Below are 14,266 nucleotides of genomic sequence, written 5' to 3'. Positions count from 1 at the left end.
GGCAGGACTGATGGCCATTCCCGCCGATCTGACCGTTGACCCGCAACCGGGAGAGTCGGGTCATGCCGCATCCGCCGGGCAGGGCACCGTGGCGCGTGGCTATCTGCCCGCGCTCATCATCACGGTCAGCCTGTTCTTCCTGTGGGGCATGGCCAACAACCTGAACGACATCCTGATCGCGCAGTTTCGCAAGGCGTTCACGCTCAGCGACTTCGGGACCAGCTTTGTCCAGCAGGTCTTCTATCTCGGCTATTTCCTGCTCGCCGTGCCCGCCTCGATGGTGATGCGCCGCTTCGGCTATAAGGCGGCGATCGTGCTGGGGTTGACGCTATACGGCACCGGCGCGCTGCTCTTCTATCCGGCGGCGGCGGCCAGCCTGTACCAGCTGTTCCTGCTCGGCCTGTTCGTGATCGCGGCGGGTCTGGCGTTCCTGGAGACCTCGGCCAACCCGCTGATGGGCGAGCTGGGCGATCCGGCGGGTGCGACGCGGCGACTGAACTGGGCGCAGGCGGCCAATCCGCTGGGCGCGATCACCGGCATCCTGATCGGGCGCAACTTCATCCTGTCGGGCATCGAGCATGACGAACGCGCGCTTGCCACGATGGACGCTGCCGCGCGTACCGCCTTCTACAAGGCCGAGGTACAGGCGATCGCGCCGCCCTATGTCGCCATCGCCATCGTCGTGCTGCTCTTCGCGCTGGCCGCCGCGCTGGTTCGCTTCCCCAGCGGCACGCCGCACCGGGCGAGCGACGGCCCGTCCTCGGGCGGTCGCTTCGTCGATGTGTTCCGGCAGAAGCGCCTGCTCGGCGCGGTGGTCGCGCAGTTCTTTTACGTGGGCGCGCAGGTCGGTGTGTGGAGCTACACCATCCGCTATGCGCAGGCCAATGCGGGCCTGAACGAGCGGAGCGGCGCGGATGCGCTGTTCGTCTCGCTGGTGCTGTTCGCCGCCGGGCGCTTCCTGGGCAGCGCGCTGATGGGGCGTGCCGCACCGGTCAGGCTGCTGGCGCTGTTCGCGGGCCTGTCGATCGCGCTGACCGCGGTGGCGGGTGTGCTGGGCGGCTGGCCGGGGCTGATCGCGCTGGTCGCGGCGAGCTTCTTCATGTCGATCCAGTTCCCGACCATCTTCGCGCTGGGGATCGAGGGGCTGGGGCCGCTGCGCCGTGCGGGGGCCTCACTGATCGTGATGGCGATCATCGGCGGCGCGGGCCTGACCGCGCTGATGGGGCTGGTGTCCGATCGCGCCGGAATCACCTTCGCGATGCTCGTCCCCACGCTCAGCTTCGCGGTTGTTTTGGGTTTTGCGGTCCTGATCGGACGCCACAAGGAGAAGAATGGATGAACCGTCTGTCGGGCAAGCGGGCGATCGTGACCGGTGCTGGCCAGGGTATCGGCCGCGCCGCCGCCGAATTGTTCGCGGCCGAGGGCGCTCAGGTAATCGCCGTCGATCGCAATGCCGAGGCTCTGGCGAGCCTTCAGGGCTGCACGACCGAGACGCTCGACCTGCTCGACCCGGCCGCGATTGCTGCGTTCGGTGAGCGGACGGGTGCGGTCGACGTGCTGTTCAACTGCGCGGGTTATGTCGATGCGGGCGATCTGCTGGCGACGAAGGATGCGGGCTATCGCCTGTCCTTCGATTTGAACGTCCATGCCATCACCCATATGCTGCAGGCGTTCCTGCCCGCCATGATCGCGCAAGGGGGTGGGGCGATCGTGAACATGGCGTCGGTCGCGGGGGCGATCATCGGGGTCGGCAACCGCTATGCCTATTGCGCGTCCAAGGGCGCGGTGGCCGGGATCACCCGTTCGGTCGCGCTCGATTATGTCGGCCAAGGCATTCGCTGTAACGCGATCTGCCCCGGCACCGTCCAGTCGCCGAGCCTGGACGAGCGCCTGGCCGCGACCGGCGATGCGGAGGCGGCCCGCGCGGCCTTTGTTGCCCGCCAGCCCATGGGACGGCTCGGCCGCGCCGAGGAGATCGCCGCGCTCGCTTTGTATCTCGCCTCGGACGAGAGCGCGTACACGACCGGGCAGATGCACGTCATCGATGGCGGATGGACGATGGCGTGAGCGCCGCGCGGCCGCCCTTTGTCGATGCGCATTTCCACCTGTGGGACCACGGCGTGCTGCGCTATCCCTGGCTGGACGCGGCCGAGAATGCGGCCATCGCGCCCGACTATCGCATCGCCGACTATCGGGCGGAGCTGTCCGCCTGGAACCTGGTCGGGGCGGTGCATGTCGATGCGGGCGCCGATCCATCCCAGGGCGCGGATGAGACGGTCTGGCTGAATCGCGTTGCGCAGGACGATGGCCTGCCCAGCGGTATCGTCGCGCGGGTCGAGCTGAACCATCCGGCGGTCGAGCCGCAACTGGCCTGGCAGGCGGGCCACCCTCGCGTGAAGGGCATCCGCCACCTGATCAACTGGCATCCGACCGACCCGTCGCGGCGCGCCTATGACATGGACCTGACCCGCAATCCCGACTGGCGGGCGGGTTATGCGCTGCTGGGGCGCTATGGCCTGAGCTACGACTTTCACGGCTTCCCGCCGCAATTGGCGGGGCTGGCCGAGGTTGCCGCGCGGCACCCGGACGTGCCGGTGATCCTCAACCATCTGGCGCTGCCCATCGTGGCGGACGGGTTGGAGGAATGGCGCGCCGGGCTGATCGCCTTTGCCGCCATGCCGCACGCCGCGATCAAGCTGTCGGGCGCGGGTTTCGTCGGCCCGCGCTTCGACCCCGCCGGATTCGCCGATATCGTTGCCGAGGTCATCGACCGGTTCGGCACGGACCGGGTGATGGTCGCGACCAATGTCCCGACCGACCGGCTGGCGGCCGATCTCGACCGGACGCTGGGCGCCTATGAAGCGCTGCTGACCGGTTTCTCCGACGAGGAGCGGCGCGACCTGTGGGGGCGCAACGCCAATCGTATCTATCGACTGGGCCTGAACCTATGACCGACGTTCCCCGCCGCCGGGTGGGCAAGACCGACTGCACGCTGCCCGAACTGGGCTTTGGCGCGGCGGCGATGGGCAATCTCTATGCCGCCATGGACGACGCGCAGGCCGAGGCGACGCTCGACGCCGCGCTGGCGGCCGGCTTCCGCTATTTCGACACTGCGCCGCATTATGGGCGGGGGCTGAGCGAACGACGTCTGGGTGATGCCCTGCGCGGACGGCAGGATGTGATCGTCTCGACCAAGGTCGGCCGGTTGATGGAGCCCGACACCGGCATCACCGACGACCGCGAACGCGATGGCTTCCACACCGCCATGCCGTTCCACGCGCGCTACGACTACACACATGACGGCATCCTGCGCAGCCATGAGCACAGCCTGCAGCGGCTGGGCCTGGCGCGGGTCGACCTGCTGTTCATCCACGATATCGGCCGCGTCACGCATGGCGAGGCGGATGCGAAATATCGCGAGCAACTGACGACGGGCGGCGGGTTCAAGGCGCTGGAGCGGTTGCGCGACGAGGGCAGTATCGCCGGATTCGGCCTGGGCGTGAACGAGGTCGAGGTTTGCCTGGACCTAATGGAGGCGGCGCGGTTCGACGTCATCCTGCTCGCCGGTCGCTACACGCTGCTGGAGCAGGGCGCGCTGGACGGCTTTTTCCCGGCCTGCGCGGCGGCGGATACCGCCATCGTGATCGGTGGCCCTTACAATAGCGGCATCCTGGCGACAGGCAGCGAGGCAGCGGCGCGCTACAATTACGCCCCCGCGCCGGAAACCGTGTTGGGCAGGGTCCGCGCGCTGGAGGCGGTGGCGGCGCGGCACGGCGTGACGTTGCCCGCCGCGGCCCTCGCTTTTGTGCTCGCCCATCCCCAGATTGCCAGCGTCATTCCGGGCATAGCCAATCCCCGACAGGTATCCGATACGATGCAACTTTACGCCGAACCCATTCCCGCCGCCTTCTGGGCGGAGTTGCGTGCCGAGGGGCTGGTCCGCCCCGACGCGCCCCTGCCGGGAGAGGGCGCATGAGCGTCGCCGCGATCCGCCTGACCCCGACCGACAATGTCGCGGTCTGCTGTCGCACGGTCGAGCCGGGCGAGCGTATCACCGTCGATGGTTACGACCTGTCGATCACCGAGCGGGTGGCGCTGGGCCACAAGCTGGCGGTGGTGCCGCTGGCGACCGGCGACAAGGTCATCAAATATGGCATGCCGATCGGGTCGATGACCCATGATGCCCCGGCAGGAGGCTGGGTCCATATGCACAATATGCAAAGCGACTATATCCCCGCGCATCTGCGCGACGCCCATGGAGATCACGCATGACGGCCGAGCGGACCTGGCAGGCCTGGGCCCGCCCCGACGGGCGCAAGGGCATTCGCGACGCCATCGTCGTCGTTTATCTGGTCGAATGCGCGCACCATGTCGCGCGGCGGATCGTCGACCGGATGGACGATCCGCGCGTGCAGCTGATCGGTTTTCCCGGCTGCTATCCCAATGACTATGCGCTGGCGATGATGAAGGCGCTGACCACGCATCCCAATGTCGGCGGCGTCGTCCTGTTGTCGCTGGGTTGCGAGAGCTTCAACCGCGAGGCGCTGGCGGCCAATGCCCGCGAGCAGGGTCGCCCGGTCGAGACGATCGTCATCCAGCAGTCGGGCGGCACGCGCGGCGCGATGGAGGCGGGGATCGCCGCCGTCGAGCGCGTCCGGGCAGCGGCCGATGCGCAAGCGGTGCGCGTACCGATGACGATGTCCGAACTGGTGATCGGTACGATCTGTGGCGGGTCGGACGGGACCAGCGGTATCACCGGCAACCCGGCGGTCGGCCGCGCCTTCGACACGCTGTACGATGCGGGTGCGATCTGCATCTTCGAGGAGACCGGCGAGATGATCGGCTGCGAGGGCCATATGGCCGAGCGGGCCGCGACGCCGGAGGTGGCGGAGGCGCTGATCGCCTCGGTCGCGCAGGCCGAGCGTTATTACCGCGCCATGGGCTATGGCAGCTTCGCGCCCGGCAATGCGGAGGGCGGCCTGACCAGCCAGGAAGAGAAGTCGGCGGGTGCCTATGCCAAGTCGGGCAGCCGTCCGATCACCGGCGTCATACTGCCCGCCGAGCAGGCGCCGGGACCGGGGCTGTATCTGCTGGATGTGGTGCCAGCGGGTGACCCGAAGTTCGGCTTTCCCAACATCGTCGACAATGCCGAGATCGGCGAGCTGATCGCGTGCGGCGCGCATATCAACCTGTTCGTGACGGGGCGCGGATCGGTGGTCGGCTCGGCCATCTCGCCGGTCGTGAAGATCGCCGCCAATCCGGAAATGTATGCGCGCATGGAAGGCGACATGGACGTGAACGCCGGTCGCATCCTCTATGGGGAAGCGACGCTGGACGAGGTGGGCGCAGAGATCGTCGACCTGATCGTCGCGGTGTCGGGCGGCGCACAGACCAAGTCGGAGGCGCTGGGGCATCAGGAATTCGTGCTGACCTATAAGGCGGCGGGCGCCAAGGGCCCGGCCTGCCTGCCCAGGGCGGCGTAGGGTACTTTCCCCTCTCCCCTCAGTGAGGGGCGAGGGGAAGGGGGCGTATCTGGATGTGGATTGGCCTTTGGGTTACGCGCCCGCTGATCCTCGAAGACGGGGAGGATGTAGCTACCGAACCCGACGCGCCGATCAGCTTGGCCGCGCCGCCAAGGCCCGCAACTCCGGCATGGCGACCGTCGCCCCGGAGCCTTCCACCCAGCGGATGAACCCGCCGATCCGCTTGTCGACCTTGGCGGTATGGCCGCCGAAAATATCCGCCAGCCGGTGGTCGAGAAACGGGTTGGCGAACCGCTCCAGCGTGGTGGCGATATAGGCCTTCGCTTCGTCCGTCATGCCGTGCGCGGCAAAGCCGGGCAGCACCTCCTCGGCCATCACCCGGTCGAGCGTGGCGCGCGTCGCCGGGTCGGCTAGCGCGGCGCGGACCGTCTGGTCCGCCGCGCCGCCTTCCTCATGCCAGCGGGCCGCCAGCCAGCTATGCCCCAGATTGAGGATATGCAGCTTCAGCCGCTCATAGCGGTCCAGATCGTCGGTCAGCACGATGGCGGGATGGGTAAACGGCAGGGTCAGCTTTGGCTGCCGCTCGATCGCCCAGAGCGCATAGGGTTCGGCCACCGCCCCGGCGGGTGATAGCGGTTCGCTGACGATCCGGTCGACCAGCGTGTTGGCCCAGACGCAGGCCTCATCCAGCCATAAGACGAACGCCGCCTCGCGCCCTTGTTCGCGCGCCAGGCCGGTGATCGCGGCGCGCAGCATGTCGCCGTTGCGCACGACCAATTCGCACGGGAGCATCGTCACCCCCGGACGCCCCGCCTGCCAGCGGCGATGGAGCAACTCGGTCAGCATCCCGCAGAAGCTGGCCGGAACCTGATCCGCTCGCGGCGCGACACGGTCGCCATCGGGAACGGCGTAGCCGGTGTCGCCGGTGTTGGAGACGATATGGCTCGCCGCCTCGACCGCCAGCGCGACCAGCCGGTCCCAGTCGGCCGCGGCGCTCAGGCCCTCACGTACGCTGCGCACCTGGACCGTGCGTTCGTCCCGCACGCCATCGCGCAAGCCGCGCAGGATCACCGAAAAACCCGCCGGATCGGTAAAGCCCGCCAGGCGCCGCGCCCGTTCGGGATCGCGGGTCGTCTGGACGATGACGATTGGCGGGACCTCCTGTCCGGCGGCGCGGGCCTCCTCGGCGAACAGATCGACATGCGCCTGGAGGAAACGGCTGGTGCCGAATTGCAGGATCACGGGGGCGGTCATCGTTACTGGTCGTCCAGCGCGAAGATACGGTCCATCGCCACCCATTTCTCGCCCGGCGCAGCATGGGGCAGGGGCTTTTGGAAGCGATCCATCGCCGCCTCCCATTTCGCATCGGTCGCCGCCAGTTCGGCCGGGATGGCGCGGGGCCAGTCGTCTGCAACTTCGGCGATCATGAACAGCCGGTCGCCGGTGCGCCAGATTTCCATCGCGGTGAAGCCCTTGGCCCGGATCGCGTCAGTCACTTCCGGCCAGGCCGCGCCGGGCGCATGGGCGCGTTCATATTCCGCGATCAGCGCGGCATCGGCGACCAGATCCAGGGCGAAACATACGCGTCGGGCCATATAGGGGCCTCCTCTCTTGTCGGTGCGCTTGGGCTGTTGATTGCCCATGGCGTCATCCTGTCGTTTTAGCGTTCCCTCTCATGGCCTTCAATGGCATATGTGAGAGCATGATCGCATATAGGAATTCGGGAGAGGCGGAAATGAAGGCGCTGGTCTGTGTGCAGCCGGAGGAAATCCGGGTCGAGCAACGCCCCCGCCCGGTGCGCGGTAACGGCGAAGTCCTGCTGCGGATGCGGCGAGCGGGCATTTGCGGCACCGACTATCATATCTATGGCGGCAAGCATCCGTTCCTTGAATATCCCCGCCTGATCGGCCATGAACTGGCGGGCGAAGTGGCCGAGGCGCCGGCGGGTTCGTCGCTGACGGTGGGGCAGGTCGTGACGATCAATCCCTATATTTCCTGCGGGACGTGCCGCGCCTGTCGCCGGGGCAAGCCCAATTGCTGCGCCCGGATCAGCGTGCTGGGCGTCCATGCCGATGGCGGCATGTGCGAATGGCTGTCCGTGCCCGAAAGCGCGGTGATCGACGCGACGGGCCTGTCACTGGACCAGGCGGCGATGGTCGAGTTCCTGGCGATCGGTGCGCATGCGGTGCGGCGCTCGGGCCTGTCCGTGGGCGAGGATGCGGTGGTCGTCGGCGCGGGGCCGATCGGCGTGGCGGTCGCACTGTTCGCGCGGATCGCCGGGGCGGGGCGCATCGTGCTGGTCGATACGCGCGCGCCACGCCTGGCCTATGCCCGCGATCACCTCGGGCTGGACGAGGGCGTCGTCGCGGACGAGGGCCTGGCCGAGGCACTGACGACGATCAGCAAGGGCGAGATGTTCGACCATGTGTTCGACGCCACCGGCAATATCCATGCGATGCGCGCCGGGCTCGGCTGGGTCGCGCATGGCGGCAGCTATACGCTGGTCGGCGTGTGCAAGGACGATCTGGTCTTTGCCGATCCCGAATTCCACAAGCGCGAGACGACGTTGACCGCCAGCCGCAACGCGTTGTCGGTCGATTTCGATCATGTCATCGCCAGCATCCGGTCGGGTGCCATTCCGACCGATGCGATCCAGACCCACACGCTGACGCTGGACGAAGCGCCGCAGCGCCTGCCCGAGCTGATCGCCGAGGCGGATTCGGTCCTGAAGGCGATCGTCACCATCGCGTGACCGCTTAAGGCGTCGCGCCTTGCCCGATGCCCGGCGGCGTCCTAATCGATAGGACTGGTTCTGGGGGACGGTATGACGGTCGAGGGCGGCAAGACGGGCGAGGGACGTATCCGCAAGGGCAGCTATGCCGCCCCGGCGCTCGACAAGGCGTTCCTCATCATCGAACTGCTCGCCAACCATCCGCAGGGCATGTTGGTCAGCGAGATGGCGACCGCGCTCGGCCGATCGCTGGGCGAGCTGTTCCGCATCGTCGTGGTGATGGAAGAGGCACGCTACCTGGAAAAGTCGCCGATCGACGACCGGTATCGCGTCACCTACAAATTCCTCGACATCGCCTATCGCGCGACCCCGGCTCGCCAGCTGACCGCCGCCGCCCTGCCCGAGATGCAGTCGCTGGCGCTGACCGTCGGGCAGTCCTGTCACCTAGTGGTGATCGAGGGCGGTGCGGGCCTGGTCATCGCACGCGAGGAGAATCCCGGCACACGGGGCTTCGCGCTGCGCATGGGCGCGTCGATCGACATCGTGGCGAGCTGTTCGGGCAAGGTGCTGCTGGCCTTCGCGCCTCCGGCACAGCTGGGACGGATCATCGACCGGGCCGAGCTGGCGCAGGGGCGGCCGATCGGCCGGGTGCGGCTGGCCGAGGATCTGGAGCGGGTGCGTGCGCAAGGCTATGAACTGCGTGAAAGCCCGATCACGCGCGGCGTGACCGATATCAGCTATCCGGTGTTCGGCTTTGGCGGCGACTGCATGGCGGCGCTGACCATCCCGTTCCTGGAGACGATCGACGGATCGCAGTCGGTGACGATCCCCGAGGCACGACTGATCCTGGCCGAGGCCACCGCGCGCATCTCGCAGCAGCTTGGCTACCGTCCCGACAACGGCGTCGCCGCTTCGTAACGCGGCCTGCTTAGCGTTGCCGCGCCCTCGGCAGGACCGGGGCGTCTTGGTCGGTCATGCGGACCGGACGGATGGTGCCGTCCGGGGCGTAGGTGATGCGGTCGATCGCCACCACGCGCTCGCCCTGGAAGGGGCCGGGGCCGGGCGCGCGGTCCCATCGGTGATAGACGATCAGCCAGCGACCGTCCGGCATTTCGACAAAGCTGTGATGGCCGGGGCCCTGATGCGTCTTGTCGCTGGTCAGGATCGCGCCGCGATAGCGCCACGGGCCGATGGGCGAGGGGGCGGTGGCGTAGTGCACCGAATAGTCCGGCCCGTTGAACCGGCCATGGCTGTAGGACAGATAATAGGTGCCGTTCCGTTCGTGCAGGAACGCGCCCTCGGTGAAGTGCGGCGGGGTGGCGACCGGCACTTCGCGCGCGAGGGTCACCATGTCGGGCTTGAGTTCCCATACGCGCAGCTTCGCGCCCGCGCTGCCACCCGCATAGAGATAGATTTTCCCCGATCGGGCATCCTGGAAGACCATCGGGTCGATTGCCTCGAAACTCTGTCCCCCGGTGACGAGCGGACGACCGCTGTCGCGATAGGGTCCCTCCGGCCGATCGGCGACCGCGATGCCGATCCGGCTGGGCGTCGGGTTCTGCGGGCCGACCGAGTAATAGAGATAATATTTGCCCCTGCGCGTCGCGACACCGGGCGCCCACAGGAAATGCTCGGGCGCACCGTCGTCCTTGATCCAGCGTATCTGATCGCGCCGGATCAGCTCGCCGCGCGGCCGCCAGGTCTTCAGGTCGCGGCTGGAAAAGGCCCCGAACCGGTCCGCCGCCCAGCTTCCGCCCGGCCCGCCGGTCGGGAAGATCCACATTTCGCCGTCGATCATCATCGCATGGGGGTCGGCTCCCTCGAATTGCGGGTTCTTCGCCGCGACCGAACCGGCGACAATCAGCGCCAGAACAAGCGCGGCGGCGATAGGGGCGAACGGCCTCATCCTGATCCTCTCCTTGGCTAACAGGCGCTCTGTGTCGGGTGGCGGCCTCGTTCGATGACGGACATGACTTGATAAGTCGGACTTTTTCAAGGACATTCGGTCGGACATCGGCCTGGGCAAAAGACCTTTGGCATCGAAGCGGGAGAAACGGGGATGAGGATGCGCCTATGGTTGGCGGCGGCGATCGTCGCGATGGTGCCGCTGCTGCCCGCCGAGGCGCGACCCCGCTGGACCGAGGCGCAGGCCAAGGCCTGGTATGACCGCCAGCCCTGGCTGGTCGGGGCGAACTACACCCCGGCCAGTGCGATCAACCAGCTGGAGATGTGGCAGGCCGAGACCTGGGCCCCCCAGCGGATCGACCGCGAACTGGGCCTGGCGCAGGGCATCGGCATGAACACGATGCGGGTGTTCCTGCACGATCAGCTCTGGACGCAAGACCCGGACGGCTTTCGACGGCGGATCGACGCATTCCTGACCATCGCGAAGGCGCATGGCATCCGCCCGCTGTTCGTGCTGTTCGACAGCTGCTGGGACCCGAACCCGAAACTGGGGCCGCAGCATCCGCCGATCCCCGGCGTCCACAATTCCGGCTGGGTGCAGGGGCCGGGCATGGCGGGCCTGCGCGACCGGGCGAACTGGCCGACATACCGGGCCTATGTCCAGGGGGTGATCGGCGCGTTCAAGGACGATCCGCGCGTCCTGGGCTGGGACCTGTGGAATGAGCCCGACAATGGAGCCGATCAATATCCGGGGCAGGAGGGCAAGGAACCGCTGGTCCGCGCGATGCTGGCACAGGTGTTCAACTGGGCACGCGCCGCCGATCCGTCGCAGCCGCTGACCTCCGGCGTGTGGCAGGGCGACGACTGGACGCCGGACGGAAAGGCCTCGGCAATGGACCGGCTGCAATTGTCGCAGTCCGACGTCATCACCTTTCACGACTATAGCTGGCCCGAGACGTTCGAGCGACGGGTGAAGCAGTTGCTGCCCTATCACCGCCCGATCCTGTGCACCGAATATATGGCGCGCGGCAACGGATCGACCTTCGACGGCTCGCTGCCCATCGCCAAGCGGTACAATGTCGCGATGATGAATTGGGGTTTTGTCGACGGGAAGACGCAGACGCGCTTGCCCTGGGACAGTTGGAAACGGCCCTATGTGCTGGACGAGCCGACCATCTGGTTCCACGAGGTTTTTCGCCGCGACGGCACGCCCTATCGTGCGGCGGAAACCGACCTGATCCGCCGCCTTTCCGCCGCGCCCAAGGGCGTGGTGCCGGTGGTGCGTTAGTCGCCCGCCGGAAACGGCATCCAGCGCGCGGCGCAATCGGGCGCCGGGCCGGTGTCGGGCGGCAGGGTCAGGCCCGGCGGGGTCGGCGATACGCCGCCCGGACCGGCCGACAGCGCCGCATTCTCGACCTGCCACCGCGCGGTCGCGGCGAAGCGCACGCCGTCCAGCGTCACCTGCATCGGATGATGCGGGTCATGGCCCCGCAGCACGAGGGTGCCATCTTCTCCGGTCACATCCTTCAGCAGGATGTCGCGATAGACCGGGATATCCATTCCTCCCGCCCCCGGATCATAACGGGTGTCGAAGTCGATCGGCCGCTGATTGCCGCGCAGGCAGACGCCCTCGTAACGAACCTGCGTCACCAGCCCGCCCCGGCTGGCATCGCTCTTGATCCGCAGGCCCGAGGTCGTGCCGTCCATCGTCACGTTGCGGACCAGGATATCGCTGACCCCGGCATTGGTCTCGCTGCCGATCGACAGGCCGTGGCCCGCATAGAAATGGCTGTCGAGGATCGAGATGTAGCGGGTCGGCCCATGCCCGGCCTTGATCGCGATATTGTCGTCGCCGGTGCGGATGGCGCTGTCGGCGATGGTCACGTCCTGCGACGCGCCCGGGTCGATACCGTCGGTGTTGCGCGCGTCGGCGGGTGTATCGATCCGGATGCCCCAGATGGTCGCACCCTGCACCCCGTTCAGCACGAGATGGAAGTTGGCCGCATCGCGCAGGGTCACGCGATAGAAGGTCAGGTCGCGGGCGTCGTCCGCCTCGATCAGCCGGGGATTGTTCTGCTTGCCGCCCTCGCGCTGGGCACGGCGGGCGAGCTGCCACCAGCTTTCGTCATGTCCGGCCATGACCGCGCCGCCCGAACCGTCGATCGCTCCGTCGCCGACGATCCCGCCGCCGCGCGTGCCGGTGAAGGAGAGGAAGGGCAGGCAGCCATTGCCCTTCGCCGCGATCGTCCCGCACAGCCCTTGCCCGCGGTCATAGGCGCGCGGATCGGGGACCGCGGTCAGGATCGTCCCGCGATCGAGCCACAGCGTCACGCCCGATTTCATGCGCAGCGGCCCACTGACGAAGCGCCCCGCGCCGGTCAGTCGGACGGCGGCACCCGCCGGACAATGGTCGATCGCCGCCTGTATCCGCCGCATCTCTTTCGGCCATGCGGCATCGTCGGGAGCCAGGCTGGTGCAGACCTGTGTCGGCAAAGCAGGCTCGCGGACCTGTCGCCGGTCCTGCGCTCTGGCCGGAGCGGCGACCAGCAGGAGGAGCGGCAGCGGGGCAAGCCAGAGGCGCAGGGGCAGGGCGTTCGTCATGCGCCCCATCCTGCCACCCTCATCCCCACCACGGCATGTCCGGTTGAGGACGGTTCGTTCACCTCCCTCAGGCGCGCAGGCGGTAGAGTCCCGATCCGTGCGGCGGCAGGGGTCGGGCGAAGCGGCGCGTGGCCCGGCCCAGGCTCTTGCATTCCCACAGGTCGATCGCTTCGACATCACGCGACAGGCCCAGCTGCGACAGGGCGATGCCGACCTCCAGGGGTTTGTCGGTGGTGTTGAACAGCGCGAGATAGCGGTCGCTGGGCGCGCCCTCGGGCTTGGCGGACCAGATCCGCGTGCCGTCCGCGACGAAATGCGGCTGGTTGTCGGTCGAGGCCTGGTTGACCGCCAGCACGGCGCGGTTGGTCAGCAGGGCCAGCGTGGCGGCGTCCAGATAGCGCAGGTCGCCGCCCATGATCAGCGGCGAGCGTGCGATCGACCAGAGCGTCATCAGCGTCCGCTGCTCGTCGGGCGTGAACTTGGTATCGCGCTTGCCCAGCGCCAGCCGTCCAAGCGGCAGCATGTCGGCATCGGGCCATGCGCCGGGCCCGCGATGGGGTGTCCAATTCTCCAGCCGGGTGAACTGCGCCTCCAGCATCGCCCATTCGTCCCAGAAATCGTCCGAGATGCGCCACATCTGCGCATGGCGGCGGACATGCGGACCCCGGATGACGGGGGTCTCGCCCGGCGACAGGCTGAGGATGATCGGACGGCCGGTCGCGCCGATCGCCTTGTGCGCCGCCTCGATTTCGGGCGCGTGGGCGTCATAAGGACGGCTCATATCGTCCATCTTGACGAAATCGACGCCCCATCCGGCATAGAGTGCGAACACGCTGTCATAATAGGCCTGTGCGCCGGGCCTGGTCATGTCGACGCCGTACATGTCCGGGTTCCACGGGCAGATGCTGGTCGTATCGGCAATGTCGGCGGCGCGGTAGCGGGTGCCGAGGATCGGCAGGTTCCGCTTGACCGCCAGCCGGGGAATGCCGCGCATCAGGTGGATGCCGAACTTCATGCCCATGGCATGCACATCGGCCGCCAACTTCGTGAAGCCGGAGCCGTCGGCGCTGGACGGAAAGCGGTTGGGCGCGGGGATCAACCGGCCATAGCCATCCATCGCGGGCACCGGTGCCGCGTTATAGGTATAGCTCGACGCGTCCGGCTCGTACCACTGAATGTCGACGGTGAAGATGTCATAGCCGAAGGGCAACAGTTTCCTGGCCATGATGGCGGCAGTTTCGCGCGCCTGCGCCTCGGTGATGGTGGTGGCAAAGCTGTTCCAGCTGTTCCATCCCATGGGCGGGCGGGGTGCCAGCATAGCGGTGCGCGGCGGCGTCGCCATGGCGGCCGATCCCAGCATCGCGCCACCGGCCCATGCCCCGCCCGCCAGCGCCTGCCGACGGCTGATCCCGCCGCTACCGATCGTCATCCGTTCCTGCTCCCATCACGGTTATGTTTTAGTCGAACAAGTGTAGAGGATGCCGAGGGTAGGGCAAGGATTATGCTGGGCGCCGAAAGTCGGACATTCAATCACATCGTCCCGTCG

The 14,266-nt window shown here is 67.6% G+C and carries 14 protein-coding genes; 9 read left to right on the top strand and 5 right to left on the bottom strand.

Translation table 11 applies throughout. The features are described 5' to 3' along the window. Nucleotides 1-10 precede the first annotated feature (10 nt). From fucP to SSA01S_RS03295, 6 genes are read left to right on the top strand one after another with little or no spacing between them, the layout of a single operon-like run. Entirely contained in the window at nucleotides 11-1,339 is a 1,329-nt protein-coding gene (gene fucP, locus SSA01S_RS03320; protein WP_061779204.1) for an L-fucose:H+ symporter permease, read from the top strand. Further along, nucleotides 1,336-2,067 (top strand): SDR family oxidoreductase, encoded by a 732-nt coding sequence (locus SSA01S_RS03315; protein WP_058732228.1) that lies wholly within the window; start codon nucleotides 1,336-1,338, stop codon nucleotides 2,065-2,067. Before fucP ends, SSA01S_RS03315 begins: the two co-directional genes overlap by 4 nt. Continuing rightward, nucleotides 2,052-2,951 (top strand): amidohydrolase family protein, encoded by a 900-nt coding sequence (locus tag SSA01S_RS03310; RefSeq protein ID WP_061779203.1) that lies wholly within the window; start codon nucleotides 2,052-2,054, stop codon nucleotides 2,949-2,951. The genes SSA01S_RS03315 and SSA01S_RS03310 overlap by 16 nt, the downstream gene beginning before the upstream one ends. Continuing rightward, complete coding sequence (locus tag SSA01S_RS03305) at nucleotides 2,948-3,976, top strand: aldo/keto reductase (protein WP_061779202.1); 1,029 nt, start codon at nucleotides 2,948-2,950, stop codon at nucleotides 3,974-3,976. The genes SSA01S_RS03310 and SSA01S_RS03305 overlap by 4 nt, the downstream gene beginning before the upstream one ends. Then, complete coding sequence (locus SSA01S_RS03300; RefSeq protein ID WP_061779201.1) at nucleotides 3,973-4,272, top strand: UxaA family hydrolase; 300 nt, start codon at nucleotides 3,973-3,975, stop codon at nucleotides 4,270-4,272. The genes SSA01S_RS03305 and SSA01S_RS03300 overlap by 4 nt, the downstream gene beginning before the upstream one ends. Beyond that, nucleotides 4,269-5,483: a UxaA family hydrolase gene (locus SSA01S_RS03295; RefSeq protein ID WP_061779200.1), complete on the top strand. Its 1,215-nt coding sequence runs from the start codon at nucleotides 4,269-4,271 to the stop codon at nucleotides 5,481-5,483. Before SSA01S_RS03300 ends, SSA01S_RS03295 begins: the two co-directional genes overlap by 4 nt. Before the next feature lie 132 nt (nucleotides 5,484-5,615). On the opposite strand, the gene SSA01S_RS03290 is transcribed toward SSA01S_RS03295, so the two are convergent. Both SSA01S_RS03290 and SSA01S_RS03285 read right to left on the bottom strand, forming a co-directional pair. Continuing rightward, on the bottom strand, nucleotides 5,616-6,737 hold the full coding sequence (locus SSA01S_RS03290; protein WP_061779199.1) for a mannitol dehydrogenase family protein: 1,122 nt from the start codon (nucleotides 6,735-6,737) through the stop codon (nucleotides 5,616-5,618). A gap of 2 nt (nucleotides 6,738-6,739) precedes the next feature. Beyond that, the gene (locus tag SSA01S_RS03285; protein ID WP_061779239.1) at nucleotides 6,740-7,078 is read right to left on the bottom strand and encodes an L-rhamnose mutarotase; all 339 of its coding nucleotides are present in this window, start codon (nucleotides 7,076-7,078) and stop codon (nucleotides 6,740-6,742) included. 107 nt (nucleotides 7,079-7,185) lie between these two features. Here SSA01S_RS03285 and SSA01S_RS03280 point away from each other — a divergent pair, with 107 nt between their 5' ends. Continuing rightward, nucleotides 7,186-8,235: a zinc-binding alcohol dehydrogenase family protein gene (locus SSA01S_RS03280; protein ID WP_240954663.1), complete on the top strand. Its 1,050-nt coding sequence runs from the start codon at nucleotides 7,186-7,188 to the stop codon at nucleotides 8,233-8,235. 72 nt (nucleotides 8,236-8,307) lie between these two features. Next, nucleotides 8,308-9,132 (top strand): IclR family transcriptional regulator, encoded by an 825-nt coding sequence (locus SSA01S_RS03275; protein ID WP_061779198.1) that lies wholly within the window; start codon nucleotides 8,308-8,310, stop codon nucleotides 9,130-9,132. 10 nt (nucleotides 9,133-9,142) lie between these two features. Here the strand turns inward: SSA01S_RS03275 and SSA01S_RS03270 are convergent, their stop codons facing one another. Further along, nucleotides 9,143-10,120 (bottom strand): family 43 glycosylhydrolase, encoded by a 978-nt coding sequence (locus SSA01S_RS03270; protein WP_061779197.1) that lies wholly within the window; start codon nucleotides 10,118-10,120, stop codon nucleotides 9,143-9,145. 159 nt (nucleotides 10,121-10,279) lie between these two features. On the opposite strand from SSA01S_RS03270, the gene SSA01S_RS03265 reads away from it, so the two are divergent. Further along, nucleotides 10,280-11,407, top strand: a complete 1,128-nt coding sequence (locus tag SSA01S_RS03265; RefSeq protein WP_061779196.1) for a cellulase family glycosylhydrolase — start codon at nucleotides 10,280-10,282, stop codon at nucleotides 11,405-11,407. Here SSA01S_RS03265 and SSA01S_RS03260 read toward each other — a convergent pair. Continuing rightward, nucleotides 11,404-12,720, bottom strand: coding sequence for a glycoside hydrolase family 28 protein (locus tag SSA01S_RS03260; RefSeq protein WP_170171526.1), 1,317 nt, complete (start codon nucleotides 12,718-12,720; stop codon nucleotides 11,404-11,406). The two genes, SSA01S_RS03265 and SSA01S_RS03260, sit on opposite strands and share 4 nt — an antisense overlap. Before the next feature lie 67 nt (nucleotides 12,721-12,787). After that, nucleotides 12,788-14,149: a glycoside hydrolase family 27 protein gene (locus tag SSA01S_RS03255; protein WP_061779195.1), complete on the bottom strand. Its 1,362-nt coding sequence runs from the start codon at nucleotides 14,147-14,149 to the stop codon at nucleotides 12,788-12,790. Nucleotides 14,150-14,266 lie beyond the last annotated feature (117 nt).

It is taken from the genome of Sphingomonas sanguinis NBRC 13937 (assembly GCF_001591005.1).
Taxonomy (GTDB): Bacteria; Pseudomonadota; Alphaproteobacteria; order Sphingomonadales; family Sphingomonadaceae; genus Sphingomonas; species Sphingomonas sanguinis.
The sequence above is the reverse complement of the archived record's forward strand: the minus strand, read 5'-3'. Positions and strand labels throughout refer to the sequence as shown.